The 18,062-nt window shown below is 62.1% G+C and carries 14 protein-coding genes, 1 pseudogene and 2 riboswitches; of the genes and pseudogenes, 8 read left to right on the top strand and 7 right to left on the bottom strand.

What is annotated here, in order from left to right:
• Window positions 1-709 precede the first annotated feature (709 nt).
• Both OIU93_RS18340 and OIU93_RS18335 read right to left on the bottom strand, forming a co-directional pair.
• Window positions 710-1,030 (bottom strand): heavy-metal-associated domain-containing protein, encoded by a 321-nt coding sequence (locus tag OIU93_RS18340; RefSeq protein ID WP_264271496.1) that lies wholly within the window; start codon window positions 1,028-1,030, stop codon window positions 710-712.
• A gap of 40 nt (window positions 1,031-1,070) precedes the next feature.
• Window positions 1,071-1,400: a metal-sensitive transcriptional regulator gene (locus tag OIU93_RS18335; RefSeq protein ID WP_264271495.1), complete on the bottom strand. Its 330-nt coding sequence runs from the start codon at window positions 1,398-1,400 to the stop codon at window positions 1,071-1,073.
• A gap of 1,451 nt (window positions 1,401-2,851) precedes the next feature.
• Window positions 2,852-3,032, top strand: a riboswitch (cyclic di-AMP (ydaO/yuaA leader).
• Between the two features lie 180 nt (window positions 3,033-3,212).
• Here OIU93_RS18335 and OIU93_RS18330 point away from each other — a divergent pair.
• The 3 genes from OIU93_RS18330 to OIU93_RS18320 all read left to right on the top strand — a co-directional run bounded on the left by OIU93_RS18330 (window position 3,213) and on the right by OIU93_RS18320 (window position 6,507).
• Window positions 3,213-4,043: a M23 family metallopeptidase gene (locus OIU93_RS18330; protein WP_264271494.1), complete on the top strand. Its 831-nt coding sequence runs from the start codon at window positions 3,213-3,215 to the stop codon at window positions 4,041-4,043.
• 102 nt (window positions 4,044-4,145) lie between these two features.
• A riboswitch (cyclic di-AMP (ydaO/yuaA leader) is annotated at window positions 4,146-4,324 on the top strand.
• Window positions 4,325-4,329: 5 nt separating this feature from the next.
• Window positions 4,330-5,196 carry a C40 family peptidase gene (locus tag OIU93_RS18325; RefSeq protein WP_264271493.1) on the top strand — a complete coding sequence of 289 codons (867 nt, stop codon included), beginning with the start codon at window positions 4,330-4,332 and terminating at the stop codon, window positions 5,194-5,196.
• Window positions 5,197-5,661: 465 nt separating this feature from the next.
• Complete coding sequence (locus OIU93_RS18320; RefSeq protein ID WP_264271492.1) at window positions 5,662-6,507, top strand: glycoside hydrolase family 16 protein; 846 nt, start codon at window positions 5,662-5,664, stop codon at window positions 6,505-6,507.
• A gap of 340 nt (window positions 6,508-6,847) precedes the next feature.
• Here the strand turns inward: OIU93_RS18320 and ccsB are convergent, their stop codons facing one another.
• From ccsB to OIU93_RS18295, 5 genes and pseudogenes are all read right to left on the bottom strand, one after another.
• Window positions 6,848-7,864, bottom strand: coding sequence for a c-type cytochrome biogenesis protein CcsB (gene ccsB / locus OIU93_RS18315; protein ID WP_264271501.1), 1,017 nt, complete (start codon window positions 7,862-7,864; stop codon window positions 6,848-6,850).
• A 20-nt stretch (window positions 7,865-7,884) separates the two neighbouring features.
• Window positions 7,885-9,504, bottom strand: coding sequence for a cytochrome c biogenesis protein ResB (locus OIU93_RS18310; RefSeq protein WP_264271491.1), 1,620 nt, complete (start codon window positions 9,502-9,504; stop codon window positions 7,885-7,887).
• Complete coding sequence (locus tag OIU93_RS18305; RefSeq protein WP_264271500.1) at window positions 9,504-10,268, bottom strand: cytochrome c biogenesis CcdA family protein; 765 nt, start codon at window positions 10,266-10,268, stop codon at window positions 9,504-9,506. The genes OIU93_RS18310 and OIU93_RS18305 overlap by 1 nt, the downstream gene beginning before the upstream one ends.
• Before the next feature lie 26 nt (window positions 10,269-10,294).
• Window positions 10,295-10,921 carry a TlpA disulfide reductase family protein gene (locus OIU93_RS18300; RefSeq protein WP_264271490.1) on the bottom strand — a complete coding sequence of 209 codons (627 nt, stop codon included), beginning with the start codon at window positions 10,919-10,921 and terminating at the stop codon, window positions 10,295-10,297.
• A gap of 4 nt (window positions 10,922-10,925) precedes the next feature.
• Window positions 10,926-11,503, bottom strand: a pseudogene (locus tag OIU93_RS18295) (histidine phosphatase family protein).
• A gap of 1,037 nt (window positions 11,504-12,540) precedes the next feature.
• On the opposite strand from OIU93_RS18295, the gene OIU93_RS18290 reads away from it, so the two are divergent.
• From OIU93_RS18290 to OIU93_RS18270, 5 genes are all read left to right on the top strand, one after another.
• Window positions 12,541-13,749: a F510_1955 family glycosylhydrolase gene (locus OIU93_RS18290; RefSeq protein ID WP_264271489.1), complete on the top strand. Its 1,209-nt coding sequence runs from the start codon at window positions 12,541-12,543 to the stop codon at window positions 13,747-13,749.
• The gene (locus OIU93_RS18285; RefSeq protein ID WP_264271488.1) at window positions 13,746-14,429 is read left to right on the top strand and encodes an N-acetyltransferase; all 684 of its coding nucleotides are present in this window, start codon (window positions 13,746-13,748) and stop codon (window positions 14,427-14,429) included. Before OIU93_RS18290 ends, OIU93_RS18285 begins: the two co-directional genes overlap by 4 nt.
• A 205-nt stretch (window positions 14,430-14,634) precedes the next feature.
• Window positions 14,635-16,770 (top strand): copper-translocating P-type ATPase, encoded by a 2,136-nt coding sequence (locus tag OIU93_RS18280; RefSeq protein ID WP_372342964.1) that lies wholly within the window; start codon window positions 14,635-14,637, stop codon window positions 16,768-16,770.
• An 87-nt stretch (window positions 16,771-16,857) separates the two neighbouring features.
• Window positions 16,858-17,349 carry a DUF6153 family protein gene (locus tag OIU93_RS18275; protein WP_264271487.1) on the top strand — a complete coding sequence of 164 codons (492 nt, stop codon included), beginning with the start codon at window positions 16,858-16,860 and terminating at the stop codon, window positions 17,347-17,349.
• Between the two features lie 92 nt (window positions 17,350-17,441).
• Complete coding sequence (locus OIU93_RS18270) at window positions 17,442-18,059, top strand: DUF305 domain-containing protein (protein WP_264271485.1); 618 nt, start codon at window positions 17,442-17,444, stop codon at window positions 18,057-18,059.
• Window positions 18,060-18,062 lie beyond the last annotated feature (3 nt).

Raw genomic sequence — 18,062 nt, 5'->3', positions numbered from 1 at the left:
CCAAGATCCTGGCCCTGCCCGGGCCGGCATGGATCAACCAACCAAGGGAAACCATCGAAAAAACAGCGGCCTAACGGCCGTCTAACTCACTTTGGTACCGCTTGACTTGAAAAATTCCGTCATGACCGAAGGTCAGCACATGGCCGCCGCTTGCGAAGTGCCCAGCAGTGGCACATCTCGCTCGATGTCGCATCTGCCGCTATTGGAGCTTCCCCTCGGCTCATAGCACTGGATACAGAACTTCTGTATGTTCATCCAGATATGCCTACAGGTGGCATATGGGAACCAGATGAGGCTAAGCTGTTTACCCCCTTGTGATGCGGCTCTCGGACAACCACTGGAACGTTCTCAATTGGGACTCCGATACGATACCCACCCCAGGGCATCCCCCAATTTTTTCTGCGTAGCTAGAATTTCTGAGTGCATTGTGGCTCCAATTCAATTGTCCAGACGCTATCTGGACAATTGACGGCCCAAGGGCATGGACTCAACAATTGAAGAAATCTCAGCTATCAGCGGCTGCAGCCGGCGGACTTTCCATCTTGTTCTACCCTCACCGGTACCACCCCATCGCAACGGCCCTGCGCGGCGTCTTTTAAGGCCGTAGATTAGGCCCGGCACCTCCGCGTGTCGTTCACGCTGAAAGTCCAGGGGGAAATCCGGATGTCTGGTCCGCACCCTCTGCCCCTGGGGTGAGTGGGGAAGATGCTTAGACGCTTGCGGAGATGAGCGTGTAGCCGGCCTCCGTCACTGCGGCTTCGAGAACCGAGTTCTCGATGGCGGAGTTGGTGGTGATGACGGCGGTGGAGGTGCCTCCGGCAGCCAGAATGATCTCGACGTTGCTGACCCCCGGGACCTCGTTGAGTTCCTCGGTGACGGAGGAGACGCAGTGGCTGCAGGTCATGCCGTCGATTTTCAGGGTGATGTTGTTCTGGTTCATGGTTTCCTCTGAAGGTTTGGCGGTGATGGTGAGGCCTTCGTTTGAGTTGCTTCCGCAGCCGCCGCAACCGCAGCTTGATTCGTTGCTCATGGGTTCTCCTTGTGGGGGTGATGGAAACGCGTGTTGCGAATTAGCGCAGCAGGCGGTCAATGGCCGTGGTGACCTCGGAAACCTTCTCGTCCACGTAGGACCGGTCCCCGGTTTGGATGCTCTGTTCCGCGGCATTCACGACGCAATGGGAAACGTGTTCTTCCAGCAGGCCGAGGCTGACCTTGTGCAGGGCCGCGTTGATGGCTGAGATCTGCGCGAGGATGTCGATGCAGTATTTGTCCTCATTCACCATGCGGCCGACGCCGCGAACCTGGCCTTCGATGCGGCTGAGCCGCTTCGTCAGGGCGTCCTTGGTGGCCGTATATCCGTGCCCGACGTGATCGTCGAGGGGAAGCGCGATGTTTTCCATACCTCAAACGGTACCCCCAATGGGTATATTGTCAAGTACCCCCATGGGGTATGTGGGTCAAGGCCTGGGCTGATGCGGTTTCCTGCGGCATTAGAGGGGCGGCTTTGTGAAATCGGCCAATATCGAGGCTGGACCTGCGCGACGTCCGGTAGCGATGGGTTATGAGACATCGCTACCGTGCTCTTTGCCGACGCACCGTTGAGTTTGCGACGCAGTTGGATTTGTGAACACCGAGGTGGATGTTTTCCTATGATTATGCCGACACCCGCGATCTGGCGGATTCCATGGTGCCAGGACCAGTTCCAGACCCAATCCCGGACGACTGCGGAATCGCGCGGAGCTGGGTCAGAGCATCATCAGAATGAATCCCGCGACGGTGCACAGGATTCCCGTCCCCGTAAGTATCCATCCGATGAGCAGGGCGGGGTTCCCCGCCCGGGGCGTTCCCAGCCCCCTTCGGTCAGGATGGGGGCTGGTCGTAATGGATTTCACCTTGGGGGCCGGCAGGCAAACCCAGGGTCTCTGCGGGATCGTGCAGCAGGTGGGAAGTTGAATGTTTCATCGAAGAACACGGCGGCTTCTCCGGGAGAAGGGACTGGATATGAGTGAGCTTTTCAGTTCCTAGTCAGGTACCTATAACAGGCAAATGCCGTGGCTAGGTTCGCTGCTTCGAGGTTGCATCGCCGCGTCGGGCTCAACAGATAACCTCATCGCATCTAAGTGGGATAACGGGAATTTGGGCGCTTTTCGGTCTCAGTGGATGGCCCCTGTGGGCGGCAGTGCCGGGACAACGATGTTGTCAGGCTCTTGTCAGCGTTCAGATTCACCGTATTGCGGCGCGTCCCCGACGGTGCTGGAGAGCACCTCCATCGTTCGGTTCCCGAGACCGCCCATGGCCGGCAGGATGTGGTGGGGGATAAACGCATGTGGGACCCGATTAATATCGAGTCCCACAGCGTGCACCGGCCAGAGGATTTAGGTCTCACCGTTACAGCGACTGCAAGCTCCGTTCAAAAAACCTGCAGTCGCCTAGAAAGAGCTTATCAGAGCGTCGTTTCCAGTCGAAGCATCCGTGGTCGTCTGCGTAGATGAGGACTTCTTCCAGGGGCTGCCCTTGAAACGGATGAACCTCACAACCGCTATGCCGGCCTTTCCCTACTCTTCACCTATCACTTCGGCGATCCGTTGCTGCCACACATGTAGGACCAAGGCGGGATTGGACGTGTTCTGACACATGAACACGCGGAAAGGGGGAAGAACGGAACCAGCCGTAGGCGAGGTCGGCGGCCGTATTCGCGAATGAATCCCATGGCCTCACTTTCGCCCGAAGCCCGAGGCCACGCGTTTGCCCGTCGCATGGATTGATAACGGAATTGTAACTTTCTGTATATACCCCGGTAGAGTTAGACGTTGGGTTTCACTTACGCAAATCCGTCCCGATCCGATTCGCATAACCCTACCGGCGGATCGCGGAGCAAGAATTCCCGGTGGGGGCGGAGGACCCATTCAACCGTTCCTGGTCTTGGACCACGGATCTTGGGGTGAAGCTGAGTCCACTATATAGGCTCAGCCGAGTTGATCTCATGACTCGAATCCGACAGCTAACTTCGCAGGCGATACATGAGAGGTAGACATTTGACTCAGCAGCACACTCCCGGCCGCCGTAGTGCTTCCGGACCCGTTGATGCTACGCCTGCTGACGGTTCACTAGAGCAGATCGCGGACACCGCACCGATCGGTGAAAACACTTCCCGACGTTCCGGTCGACGCGCCCTGAGCGCGGTCCCGGACTCCGTTGAGGCCCCCGACAGCATGCAGTACCTTGGCCGCCGCTTTGCGGCGGGCCTGCGCTACGGCGCATCCCCGGATGCGGACGCAATTGCCGCCAGCGAAATTCCTACTCCCCTGGTTGCTCCCACGACTTCGGTTGCCGCGCCCACCGAAGTCGACGAGCTGGACAATGTCCTAAAGTTCGAGCCCCGGACGCAACGCCCCCGACTTGGGTATGCGCACATGATCGCAGCAGTCGCAGCCGTTTCCGGCCTGGCATTCGCCGCCATCACCCCGGGGCAGGATGTCGAGGAAGCTGCCTCGGAGACCCAGCGCGTCGCCCAGACTGCTGTAGCAGATGTCACGGCCCCGGCCGACGACGAGGTCAAGATCGAGCGCGCCTCGCTGACCAGCGAGTTCACCGAGGAAGACAAGCTGGCAACGGTCGTGACCGCTTCCGGCGGCGACGTCACCAAAGTCGAAAGCGGCGGGGTCCTGGCCCAACCGTTGGACACCGTGCGATTGACTTCGCGTTTCGGGTTCCGGAAGAATCCGACCGGCCCGGGTTTCATGAACCACAACGGGCTGGACTATGGGGCCGCGTGCGGGACCCCTGTGAAGGCCAGTGCCGCCGGCACCGTCGTGCAGTCCGAGTTTGCCGGCCACTCCGGCAACCGCGTGCAGATCGACCATGGCAACGGGCTGGAGACCAGCTACAACCACAATTCGGCCCTCAAGGTGTCCGTGGGACAAAAGGTCAAGCGCGGAGAAGTTGTCGCGCTTGTCGGCACCACGGGCAACTCGACCGGTTGCCACGTCCACCTCGAGGTCATCGTCAACGGCAAGTGGGTAAACCCCGAAAGCTGGTTATAACGGCAATTGTCACTGTTCCGTGACCAAAACGTGACTTGTGGATTAGCTTCATATATTCTAAGTAAGTGATCGGGGATCAACCCTGTTCACCGCCGCGGGAAGTGCCGAGCACTGCCAGCCCACGGTGTCCGTTCACTTACTCGTTTGGCAGTGGCGGGGGACCCACATTCGGTTTCCACACAGGAAGCCTTGGGGTTAAGTGGTTCGGCCTGGCGACCGGATTGCCGAGTGACTCCCACTCGAACCCGACAGCTCACCTCGCAGGCATCAGGAGAGGCATTACTACGTGACTACACGTCAAGCATTGGGCCGCCACCGCGCGACCCCGGTTCGGACCAACCCCCTCGAATCCATCTCAAAGGCCGTTGCCTCGAACGCTGGTTCGGTTGGCCGCCAGGCAGCAGTCGTTGCCGCCGCATCCGGCCTGGTCCTCACTTTGGGCGTTCCCGCCCAGGGTGATGTTTCCCGCGAAGCAAGCGCCGTTCCCGTTGAAGGGCTTAGCCCGGAGCGCGTAGCCGTCAAGGCCGTTTCGGTCTCGGCGTCCAAGGACCTGAACATCGAGCGCGCAGCGTTCACCTCCAAGCCGGCACCCGCCCCGGTCGTCGTCGCCGTGGCCGAGGAAGTTACCCCGCGCTCCAACGACACCGCTCCGGTGACCCGTGCCAGCACCAACTCGAAGTCCACCGCTCCGGCGACCCGTGCCAGCAGCGCCTCGGACGCCAGCGCTCCGATGACCCGCTCGAACCGAGATTCCGCCCCTAAGGCCGCCGAGGCCCCCAAGGTCAAGAGCGACTCGATGAACACCGCCAACCTCTCCGGCATCGCGGCAACCGCGGCCAAGTACGGAGGTGTTCCCTACGTCTGGGGCGGCAACACCCCCTCGGGCTGGGACTGCTCCGGCTTCGTCAAGTACGTCTACGCACAGCACGGCATCAACATCGCCCGCGGCACCTCGGCCATCCGCGCATCGGGCCAGTTCGTTCGCACCAGCTCCCCGAAGCCGGGCGACCTCGTCTTCCAGAACGGTGGCGGCCACGTCGGCATCTACCTCGGTGGCGGCAAGATGATCGGTGCGCAGAATCCGACGACGGACACCCTGCTCCACGATGTTACGCGTAACCCCCTCTACGGGTACTACACCCTCAAGGGCTAAGCACAGGCGTTCCGGGGCCCCCGATCGATCCGCAAGGATCGATCGGGGGCCCCGTTTCTTTTTACAAGGATTTTTCAAATGGCTGGTTCTTGGCATCACGCCAGCGATCAAAACGCCACTTTTGATAAATAGTCGCAGGACAGCCGACACGACGGTAAATTCCCCTCCGAAAACCCCCACCGAACCCTTATCGCGTCGAAAAGGGATATGTACCGTTTGTGGTGGAGGGATCTGTAGGAGTTCCCATGCCGGCCAGATGCCGATCGTCCATGAGGCCCCGCAAAGTCATGTCCGGGGTATCCCGAAGGCCGGAAGGCTCAGTGTTCTGATAGATGGAGACCCCGCCTGGTAACGGGCCTCTGCACGCGCGGTCCCGTCGGCAACAACCTGTGAGCTTGCAAGGAATGCACGGGCGGTAGCAACGCACACATTGCTGGGCGCGATCGCTGCGGCTAGCATCGGGAAATGCGCAGGAGGAACGAATTCCGTGTTGGGGCCATGGCCGGATGCATCGGGCTGGGGCTGCTGTTGGCAGGATGTTCTTCCCAGGATCCGATCCCTGAAACCCGCCCTGGCGCGGCTTCCAAGGATGGGATCCTGCTGGACGAGAGGTTCGACGGAAACACGCTGGATACCGCCCTCTGGAATACGTGCCATTGGTGGCAGGACGACGGATGCACGATTGCTACCAACGATGAACTTGAATGGTATCTTCCGCAACAGGTCAAGGTCTCCGAAGGGGCGCTTCACCTGACCGCTGCGCGCAGTGCGATATCCGCATCCGACGGCAAAAGCTATGCCTTCGCTTCGGGCATGGTGACCACCGGGCCGCCGGCCCACCAGATGGGGCCCAAGCTTGCATTCACGTATGGGGCGGTGGAAGTCCGGTTTCGCCTTCCTGCAGGCCGCGGCCTGTGGCCCGCCATCTGGCTGCTTCCCGCCAGCCAAGACTCCCGGCCCGAAATAGACATGTTGGAAGTCACCGGCGAGGATCCTGGTCGCCTGCGGATGCACCTGCATCCCAAGGACAGGTCGGCCCCATCCATCGGAAAGGATTACCTCCTGCCGGGAGGCGCTTCCCTGGCCGACGGCTGGCACACCATCGGCCTGGACTGGTCCCCGGGCAGGCTGGATTTCATCCTCGACGGAAAGCGGGTATGGCGACTGGACGGCAAGCAGGTGCCGGACGAGCCGATGTATCTGGTGATGAACCTCGCCGTCGGGGGCGAGTACCCGGGAGACCCGGACGAAAGCACCCAGTTCCCGGCGACCCTGAGCATTGACCATGTCCGGATTCGTCGCAATGGCTGACCTGGCATCGGTCTGATCGCCTCCTACTGGCGCGAATGCGCAATCCGTTGCGGCCCAGAACAGACGCTCTGTTTCCGGGGACCGGGCCAACCTCTTGCATGTCGGATTTTGGTGCACGGATGTCGCGGCGGGGGGTGGGGCGCCAAATGGAACGCACCCGCCCCCACCGCGACACCCACTCCCGGAACCCAAGATCGTCGCCTGGATCCTGCTGGCCTCCACTGTTGTCGCGAACATCATCGGCTACGTAAACGCCCAGGGAAACTCCACATCCGCGACCCCGAGTGTGTGCACGCCTTGGCAGGCGGTCAGGCCCGCCACGGTTCCCGCGGACGGTGGTCTAGACTCCGGCGTAGGAGTGCAGCCCGTTGAAGTAGAGGTTCACGACGGTGAAGTTGAAGACGAGGCAAAGGTAGCCGATGATGCTCAACCACGCCGAGCGTGCCCCGGTCCAGCCGCCCGTCGCCCGGGCGTGCAGGTAGCCTGCATAGACGACCCAGATCACGAAGGTCCAGACTTCCTTGGTGTCCCAGCCCCAGTAACGGCCCCAGGCTGCCTCGGCCCAAATGGCACCGGCTATCAAGGTGAAGGTCCACATCACGAAGGCAACTGCGTTGATGCGGTAGGCGAAGTTTTCCAACGACGCCGCGCCGGGGACCAGGCGCATAAACGGCATCTTGTCCTTCCTTCCGGCGGCAAGTGCATCGATCCGGGCATGTTGGACCAGTTGGAGCACGTTCATCGCAAAGGTGATGGTGAACAGGGCCGAGGCCAGCACCGCGATGGAGACGTGGATGATCAGCCAGTAGCTCTGCAGCGCGGGCACCAAGTGCGCCACGGGAGTCGGGAAACCCATGGTGGCGCCACACAGCATGACGGTGACCAGGCCGATGACGAAGGTGCCCATGAAGCGCAGGTCCTTCCTCAGCAGCACGAGCACGAAGACGAGGGCCACCAGGAAGGAGCCAGTGGAGAGGAACTCGTACATGTTCCCCCACGGCACCCGGTGCGCGGCAATGGAGCGGCCGGCCACCGCGAACCCCTGCATGAGCACGCCGAGCCAGGTCAGGGAGACGGCCACCTTCGCTGCCATGCGCCTTCCGGAGGCCATGGTGTAGTCCATGGAGTCATTGACCAGTTCGTTCTCCGATCCGACCGATGGAGGCGCCCCTGCTGAACCGGCAGCCACGAGGACCTTCTTTTCCGAGACGAGTGTTGCGGCGTCGATCTCCCGGATGAGCTTGCTGGACTTGGCAAGGTCCCACGCGAAGGCCACGAAGGCTGCCGCATAGACGATTGCTGCCAGCAGCATGAACAGGTCGCTGTACTGCCCCAAGGCCACGTTGATCGTGGGCATGTCGTTTTCCATTCGTTCTCCTAGACTCCGGCTCGCTCAACGGCGGGCCACTGCTGTTCAAGGAGCTCGCGCAGCTCCTTGGCTTCGGCTTCAAGTCCGTGGTCTTCACCACGGGCCAGCAATCCGTATTCGATGACCCGCTCTTCACGGCCCGAGCCGTCAACGGAGGTCTTGATTCTCACCCAGGCCCGGCGACGCGGGGTAAAGAGCGAGATGCCCAGACCCAGCAGCGAAAGGGCAGCAAAGACCGCGACGGGGCGCTTGCTCGGGTCGTAGGCGATGTCCACGCCGATGAAGCGCTTGAGCCCGTCAAAGGAAATGCTTCCCTTGCCGTCGGGCAATTCGTACGTCTGCCCGGCGCCCAGCACGATGCCGCCGGCCTCAAGCTCTCTGCTGTTGAGCTCCGTGAGCTCATCGGTTTCCAGCACGTAGACGTTTTGCGGCATGCCGTCATCCAGCCCCAGGTCCCCATAGTAGGAATTCAGCTGGAGCTGCGGGTTGATCGCATTCGGGTCCCCGGAAATGGAGAACCCTGTCTCGTCGGTCATGGCGGTGGGCAGCAGGAATCCCTGGAACCCCAACTGCTCGGGCTTGGCGTCCGGGACCTTAATGACCATGAGCGAGGTGTACATGCCATCCTGCGGCACCGAAACCACCGATCCGCTGAAGGCAATGTTTCCGTCGCCGTCTCGCACGGTGACCACCGGGGTGTACCCGTTGCCGACCAGGTACATGTCGGCGCCATCGATGCGCAGGGGGTGGTTGACCCGAATCGTTTCCTTTTCGGGTTCGGCATTCGGGTTGCGGCGGGTCTCTACCTCGGCGGTGAAGTCGATGGGCTGGCCGAAGTGCGTGGTGGATTCGCGGTCGAAGGTGACATTGAATTTCTCGAGCTTGACCGAATACGGGTCAAGGGAGTCTTCCTGGAACCAGGTCCCGGGAGTGAACGCGTCATAGGACACCAGGGAGTTCACGAAGGTGTCCCCCTCCACCAGGAGGCGCTGGCCGTTGTAGCCGAAGGCGCCGCCGATGCCGACCGAGGCCAGGAGTCCCACCAAGGAAATGTGGAACAGCAGATTGCCGATTTCTCGGGTGTACCCGCGTTCTGCACCCACCGACGGGCTGGAACCCTCGGGGCGGGCCTCGGAACGGTAACCACGCTTCTTCAGGAGCTTCGCGGCCCGCTCGACAATTTCCCCGTCGCTGAGACCAGACTCGGAGGCCGGCTGGATCTGGATGGTGCCGTTTTGCGGGAGGCGGTTCAACCGTGAGGGCGTGCGTGGCGGCGGGGTGCGCAGCGCCTGCGCGTGCTTCTTGACCCGCGGCAGGATGCAGCCGATCAGGGAGATGAACAGCAACAGGTAGATGGCCGAGAACCAGACGGAGGAGTAGACGTCGAAGAGCTGGAAACGATCGAGCCATTCGCCGGTGGTCGGCTTGTTGGTCAGGTAGGTGGTCACCTGCTCCGGGTTGACCGAGCGCTGGGGAAAGAGTGAACCGGGCACCGCTGCCACGGCCAGGAGCAGCAGCAGGAAGAGCGCGGTGCGCATGCTGGTGAGCTGGGTCCAGGTCCAGCGGAGCATGCCCCCGAAGCCCAGGGCCGGGACCGCAATGTCTTTTTTGGAATCTTTTTTTGCCATTAGATGGGCAACCTGACCTCATTGGTGAACCAATCCTGCAATTGCGTGACCCAAAAGCCCCACAGTCCGGTGGCCATCAGGATTCCCAGAAGAATCAACATGCCGCCGCCGAAGCGCATGATCGCCAGCTGGTGCCGACGGAAGAATTGCATGGCACCCATGCCACGGCGGATCGCCAGGGCGATGAAAAGGAACGGCAGTCCCAGGCCCATGCAGTAGAAAAAGGTCAGCAGGGCGCCCTTGGCAACGTTGGCGTCGGGGCCACTGCTCATGATCAGCACGGCGGCAAGCGTCGGCCCGATGCAGGGTGCCCAACCCAACCCGAAGGTCACCCCAAGCACCGGTGCACCCCACAACCCGGCGGGGGGTTTGCGGTGGATCTTGGCTTCGCGTTGCATGAAGGAGAATCCCCCCATGAACACCACGCCCATGAAAATCACCACCAGGCCCAGCACTTGGGTGACCCACGAGCCCTTGTAGATCATCCAGCCGGCGATCTGTGAAAAGACGACTCCGGCCAGCATGAAGACCGCGGTGAAGCCGAGGATGAACAGCCCGATGCCGGCGGCCATGCGGCCGCGTTTTTGGTCGGCAAGGTCGGCGCCGGAGAGGCCAGTGACGTATCCGAGGTAGCCGGGCACCAGGGGCAGCACGCATGGCGACAGGAAGGACACGAGTCCGGCCAGGATGGCCACGGGCACCGCGATAAGCAGCGATCCGTCCTGGACGATCTCGGCAAACGGGTTTCCTTGGGCCGGCAGCATGAGGGCTCCGGCCAGTACGGGGCTGATCACAACGACTCGGTGAGTGCCGTGTTGATTAGTGCCTTGAGCGTAGCTTTTTCAGCGACGCCCAGGATCCGAGCGGAGACCCGTCCCTGCTTGTCCAGCACCAAGGTGGTGGGCACGGCCTTGAGCGGGACGTACTTGGTCATGGCGAGCTGGATGGCGCCCTGGGTGTCCTGTATGGAGGGGTATTTGATGCCGAAGGTGCGCTCGAAGGCCTCGGCCGCCTCCTTTTCGTCGCGCACGTTGATGCCAATGAATCCGACCTGGCCTTCGAACTCCTTGCTGAGTTCAACCAGGTGCGGAGCCTCGATGCGGCACGGTGCGCATGCGGCGTACCAAAAGTTCAGGACCGTTGCCTGGTCGGCCCACTCGGCTGAGTCAATCGTGGTTCCGTCATAGGCCACCGCATTGATCTCGACCGGTGCCGTGCGGGATTCCGGACCGTATTCCTGGACTGACCCGTCGCCGGCAATGTAGTTCTTGTTGTTTCCTTCGCGGGCCTGCTTGGCCAGGGGGTCTTCTTCGCCGATGCAGGCCGTCAGCGGCAGCACGGCAGCTCCAAGTAGTGCGGCGCGCAAGAATGTACGTCGTCTCAAGCGCTGTGCTTGGGACGAGATGGGATCGGTCATGATCTCAAGCTCCAGGGATGTTCGCAGCGTTGGACAAGAGGTCCACGCCGGGTTGCGTATAGCGGACTGCGACCGGACTTCCATCTTCAAAGTCCAGCCTAGTCACGGAGGTGAGAGTGCATTCGCGTTTCCGCGGGTGGTGCCACAGGGTCTTGCCCTCGGCGGAGCGGCGTGTCACCCAGATGGGCAGCCGGTGGCCATCATTCGTTCAATCTGGTCCCGGTAGGGTTCCCCCCAGGATGGACGAAATGGGTTTGCGACGTAGGACCCTCAGTCGGTCCTAGAACAGGGACAAGCCCTCGAAACGATTCGCTGCCTCGGTGATTCGCGCATCCGTGACAAGGTCCAGGAGCGGGGCACTAAAGGCGGGCTTCGCCGTTTTCCGAACCCGTACAAGCCGGGACGAGACCACGTGGGTGTTGTGGCGTCCGACTCATGCTCTCCGGTGCAGAAATCTGCCGTCCGAACGGCCCTTTGATGGCCTAGATCGGAAAGGTGGAATTTCGGCGATCGACCACAGAGGACCCTGTCCGGGTTATGAACTCCGCCATGACGCAGCAGGTGAACGGTAGCAGTCGACATGGCCCAAGTATCTCAAATCCTTGTTCAACAACCTAAACCGAGGTAATCGCGATGGCCGGCGCCCGGGAACCGCAACGATGACGTCGACAGGACCCGTTCATGGCACCGCCAGCCCGTTGTCCCCGTGGCGGAAGCGGTGATTATTTGGCCCCTTCTCCCGGTTGTAACGGGAACTCATGGTGTTTGGTTCGACGGTGGGCTGCCAAAACAGTATCGAGCGAACATGTCCCCCGGAATATTTCCGGCCCGGGCAGCAGTATTCGTCCAGCGTCCCGCACGTTTGCCGTTTTGCGCACGAACTATTGTAAAATGTTTCAGAGTTTAGTATAGGCAATCTTTTGCCGGGCGTGGTGGTGCCGATGGTAGTCGCTGCAGACCCTATCCCGCACTCGACAACTATCGTGGGACCGGAAGCACGTTGTGGCGCTAGGGCCGGTTCGATAAGAATTTCAGGGAAGTGAGTACTCCGTGATGAAATGCCGAGCATTCTTGGCTCTGGTGTTTCAACCTGCTTTCATTCTGGTTGCGCTGGCTTTGGGCCTGCTCGGCATGCACGTTCTCGGAGTGGACCATCAGGTACCCAATGCCGCTTATGGTTCCAGTGTCGCGGTCAACGTGCAGGACAGCGGGCCAGGTTATTCCCAAGACACGACCGCATGGCAAGTGGTAGCGCATCATCTTCCGGTCGATGATTCCCAGGCTTCCCTTGCCGGGAGCTCCTTGAGCGGTATGGAATCGACCCTGATCGGCATGTGTGTCCTTGCTCTATCCTTGGGCGGATTGTTCTCACACCTCCTCACCAGGGCGTTTCAACCTGTCCCCGGAAGGGGGCTGGCCGCCCCGCCCGCTCTTTGGCTCCCCCGAATCCGTTCGCGTGTAACCCCTTCGCTGGTTCAGCTTTCGGTCAGCCGCACGTAAAAAAGGGGATAGGCCTAGCCCACGCTGAGGATACGATCCTCCCTCGAGGGAGCATGCCTCATTGCAGGCAAGACGCCACCTTCAAGGGGAAGAGACTGTCCCCTCGAGGGTGGGCCGGCATGGACCGTGCCGACCTCGCAAAACACCACAGGTTCCTTGAGGGACCGGTGTCCGTGGGCACGAAGAACGGGTTTGATGCCACCCCCGGGGACCGCCGATGGTGCCATGCCGGAGCCCACTATCCCTGGCCTTCGCTGCGCCAAGCGTGGCGTTATGGCATTAGATTTCATTCGCTTCCCGAATCCACGAAGCGCTCACCCAGTAAACTCGGCCTGCCGAAAGACGGTGTTCGTCGACGGCACGCTGCAATCATGCACAAACCGGGTGCCCCTTGGGACCCCGGCCTTCACACATGCAGGCTTGCTCCCTTTTATCGATGTTATTTATGGAGAACTATGTCTTTCCCCACTCGTATTTTTCGCCAGTCCCGCATCTGGCCCGCCACGGCAATTGCCTTACTCGCCACCCTGGGACTTGCCGCGTGCGGTGCAACCCCAAATTCGAATGCCGGCGAACAGCCACCGTCCAATCCGTTTGGCCATATCCATGCCATCAGCATCGAAGAAACAACACAACGGGTCCTGCTCGCAACCCACAACGGCCTCTTCGACGCCACCGAGACCGTTCCAAGGAAAATCGGCCCCACCATCGACCTGATGGGATTCGCTGCCTCATCGAACGGGACCTTCTATGCTTCCGGGCATCCCGGTCCAGGTATTGATCTGCCCAATCCCCTGGGCCTGATCAAATCGACCGATGGCGGGGAATCGTGGATCCCGGTCTCCTTGCAGGGGTCATCCGATTTTCATGCCATGACCGTGACCAGCGACCAAATTGTTGGATTCGACGGGATTCTTCGCTCGACGGTGGACGGCAAGGAATGGTCGGATGCCGGGCCGATGTCACCTTCCCCGTATGCGTTGGTGGGAAGCCCCGACAATACCGTGGTTCTGGCGACCACCGAGGACGGAGTATGGCGATCCGTTGACAGTGGAGATACCTGGGAAACTCCGGATGGTGGGCCGAGGCTGCTCACGGCCGCATTTGCTGATCCGATGACCGTCGTGGGCGTAACACCCGAGGGAAGCGTGTATCTCAGCGACAATGCCGGCCTTTCCTGGGCCTCAACCAAAACCGAAGTGGGCCAGCCATCGACCATGGGCGCCACCCGAACCGCGGATGGAAACATTTCCGTCTGGATGGCCATGGAGCGTGGCCTGGTCAAGTACACCTATGACGGCACCACCTTCACCGAGGAAACCCCATGAGCCAGAAACCTCCGAAATTTCCCAGCACACGCTCCCTCGTGGTCATCAGGGAAGCCACGGAAGAAGACTTGCGTTTGATGGCTTCTGACGTGATCCGGTATCTGCCCGAGGGGCTGTTCCCACGTTTGGGAAAACGCTTCGTCCGGCGTTGGATGAAAACCTTTCTCACCGAACAATACGGGGTGGCCATGGTGGCGATAACCATCGATGCCCCGCGGCAGCAAGTGGGTTTCCTGACCGGTTCCACCAACCAAATCCACCACGTCGCCGACGTCCTGCACCAGCACAAGTGGGGTCTCCTGTTCTCGGGAATCGCGGCACTTTCCATCCGGCCGCGGGTACTTCTCCACTTTCTGCGCACCCGGGCCCGACCGTACCTGCGCCGCATCCTGAGGCGCACGAACGACCCGGTTGCCGGGGTCAACCCCCGGCCGGCAACGGCCGTGATCACCTCGCTCGTGGTCCTGCCCACCCTGCGGGGCGGGGGCATCGGAAGGCTTCTCGTGGAGGAATTCCTCAACCGTGCCGTGGCGGACCGGGCATCCCTGGCCGAGCTTGTCACCACGGCAGGGGCAGCAGGGGCAGGGGCGTTCTATAAGAAGCTGGGCTGGACATGCGTTGGGGAACGCCATTCCAAGGACGGGACACCCATCCACACCTACCAACGTTCCCTGCCGTAGAAGATGCGGGTGGCAACGCAGGGCCCCGGCCAAGCGATGTTCTACGGCACCGGGCTCCTGCCCGAGCCAAGACCTCCGGGACGGCCATCACTTGAACAAACATACCCCATGGGGGTATGTTTGGGGTGTTGTCAGTGAAGCCTCGCATGTCAGTCGTCGGCAGTCCAGCCGCCGAGGTCGTTCAGTACACCACGTAAGGAGAATCATGGAAGAGCGCAACCACGGGCACGTGCGTCAGGATTCGGTGCCGGGCATGGATCACGCGGCCATGGGTCACGGCGAGATGGATCATGATGACCACGCGGCCATGGGTCACGGCGAGATGGATCATGATGACCACGCGGTCCACACCCAGGGCCAGCATGCCGGGCACAGCACCGCCATGTTCAAGAACCGGTTCTGGTTGACCTTGGCGCTGTCGGTTCCGGTGGTGTACTTCAGCCCCATGGTCGGGCACCTGCTGGGATACGTCCCGCCGGAATTCCCCGGCTCACCATGGATTGCCCCGATCTTGGGCACCGTCATCTTCTTCTATGGCGGCCAACCGTTCCTGAAGGGCGGCTGGCAGGAGATCAAGGCCCGGCAGCCGGGCATGATGCTGCTGATTTCCATGGCCATCACCGTGGCGTTCATCGCCTCCTGGGTGACAAGCCTGGGCCTGGGCGGTTTCGACCTGGATTTCTGGTGGGAACTGGCCTTGCTGGTGGCCATCATGCTGCTGGGGCACTGGATCGAAATGCGGGCCTTGGGTTCGGCCCGCGGCGCCCTGGACGCGCTGGCGGCACTGCTCCCCGATGAGGCCGAGCGGGTCATCGACGGCGGCACCGAAACCATCGGCATCACCGAACTGGTTGCCGGGGATATCGTCCTGGTGCGCTCGGGCGCGCGGATGCCTGCCGACGGCGTGATCACCGAGGGTTCCGCCGAGGTGGATGAGTCGATGATCACCGGGGAGTCAAAAACCGTCCCCCGCACCGTTGGGGACCCCGTGGTGGCAGGGACCGTTGCCACCGACAGTTCCCTGCGCCTGAAGGTCTCCGCCGTCGGGGACGACACCGCACTGGCAGGGATCCAGCGACTGGTGGCCGAGGCCCAGTCATCCACCTCCCGGGCGCAGGCGCTGGCAGACCGGGCCGCTGCGTTCCTGTTTTACTTCGCCGCCGGCGCCGGAGTCATCACCTTCATCGTCTGGTCGCTGCTGGGCAGTATCCCGGATGCGGTGACCCGCACCGTGACGGTCCTGGTCATTGCCTGCCCACATGCCCTGGGGCTGGCCATCCCGCTGGTGATTGCCATCTCCACGGAGCGGGCCGCCCGGGCGGGCGTGCTGATCAAGAACCGCATGGCCCTGGAACGGATGCGCACCATCGATGTGGTCTTGTTCGACAAGACCGGCACCCTGACCAAGGGCGAACCGGCCCTCACCGATGTCGAGGCGATCGAGGGCCTGTTGACCGATGACCTGTTGGCCCTCGCCGCCGCCGTCGAGTCCGACAGCGAACACCCCGTGGCCCGCGCCATCGCCAACGCCGCCCAACTCACGGGTGCACCCGTGCTGACGGCCACGGATTTCCGTTCCATGACCGGCCGCGGAGTCCAGGCAACCGTTGGCGGCTCGGACCTCGCCGTGGGCGGGCCCGCACTGTTGGCGGAACTGAACCTGACCGAGCCCGAGCGCGTCGCGATGGCAACAAGAGGTTGGAGGGAGCGGGGCGCATCGGTGTTGCACGTGATTCGCGACGGAGCCGTGATCGGGGCCGTCGCCCTGGAGGACGAGGTCCGGGATGAATCCCGCCAGGCCGTCCAGGCCTTGCAGGACCGCGGCATCAAGGTCGCCATGATCACCGGGGACGCACGCCAGGTGGCCCAGGCCGTGGCCGCCGAACTGCACATTGATGAGGTTTTCGCCGAGGTCCTGCCCCAGGACAAGGACCAGAAGGTTGCCGAACTGCAGGGCCGCGGGCTCAGGGTGGCCATGGTCGGTGACGGCGTCAACGACGCCCCGGCACTGGCCCGTGCCGAGGTCGGCATCGCGATCGGGGCCGGCACGGACGTTGCCATGGAATCGGCCGGGGTGGTGTTGGCCGGCAACGACCCGAGGGCCGTGTTGTCCATGGTGGATCTCTCCCATGCCAGCTACCGGAAAATGTGGCAGAACCTGGTGTGGGCCACCGGCTACAACATCATTTCCGTGCCTTTGGCTGCCGGGGTGTTCGCTTTCGCCGGGATCGTGCTCTCCCCCGCAGCCGGCGCGGTGCTGATGTCCCTGTCCACCATCGTGGTCGCACTGAACGCCCAATTGCTGCGCCGGCTCCGGCTCAACCCCGCCGACGCCCGCTGATGCCGGGATCCGAGGAATCACCCAGCCTGCACCCGTAAGATACACAACTAACCCACCACCTCCGGACATCCACAGGAAGGACCCGCCGTGCGCACGACCCCAGCCCCGCCTGCCAGGGGTCCCGTCCTGCCCCCGCTCGGCTTGGTGGCCATGGTGCTCGCCATTGTCGCCGGCCTCTTGGGCATGCATGTCCTGGGAGGGATCCAAGTAACGGCCATGGAGTCGGCATCGATGCCCAGCCCGGCCTCGACAACATCTCCCACCGTGCAATCCACGGTGCCGAACCACGCGGCAACCACTGGCATTCTCCCGGCGACCCCTCTGGGTGCCGACGCGATCCTGCCTGCACCCCAGGGGATGCCGATGGGCTGTGGCGGGTTCCCCTCCGACGGACACAGCATGGACAGCCACGAAATCTGTGTTCCCGCTTTCGGACCAGAGCTGCCGAACCTTCCACCGCCGCGGATACTCGCTTGGACACCCACGGTAACGGCGTTCACCAGCGCCCCGGGACCTAAATCGGGGGGCCGGATTCCCGATCCTCCCTCGTTGGCCGAACTCTCGATCCTTCGAACGTAAACCGATGATGTTTCCTGCCACCTCGGTGACAGGTCTATCAACCGGGTGCCCCACGGGGTGCCGTTTACCGCGAGAAACTTTTGATCGAAGGAATGATCCCCTTGAAGAAATTTGCAGCCCTCACAATCACCGCCCTGGCCGCCGCGATCGCCTTGACCGGATGCGGTGCCGGGTCCGGCAATGAGATGGAAGGCATGGACAACAGCCCCACCGCCACCTCCGCCACCTCCGGCAGCCAAGCACCCGCCACCAACGCGCAGCACAATGCCGCTGACACGATGTTCGCCCAAATGATGATTCCCCACCACGTCCAAGCGGTGGAGATGAGCGACATTATGCTGGAGAAATCGGACTTGGACCCCCAGATCGAGAAACTGGCCCAGGACATCAAGGCCGCGCAGGCTCCCGAAATCCAGAAGATGACCGATTGGCTCACCGGGTGGTCCGAACCGACCGCCATGGCCGGGGGCCATGGCATGGACGGCATGATGACCGACGCCGACTTGGACAAGCTCAAGTCCGCCCAGGGCACCGAGGCCACCAAGCTGTTCCTGACCCAGATGATCGTCCATCACGAAGGGGCCGTGAAGATGGCCGAGACAGAGGTCACCGGCGGCCAGAACGCGGACGCCGTGGCCCTGGCCAAGGACATTGTTTCCTCCCAGGAAGCCGAGATCAAGGACATGCAGGACCTGCTCGCCACCCTGTAGCGA

This window comes from Paeniglutamicibacter sp. ZC-3 (assembly GCF_025847175.2).
GTDB classification, from domain to species: Bacteria; Actinomycetota; Actinomycetes; order Actinomycetales; family Micrococcaceae; genus Paeniglutamicibacter; species Paeniglutamicibacter sulfureus.
The sequence above is the reverse complement of the archived record's forward strand: the minus strand, read 5'-3'. Positions and strand labels throughout refer to the sequence as shown.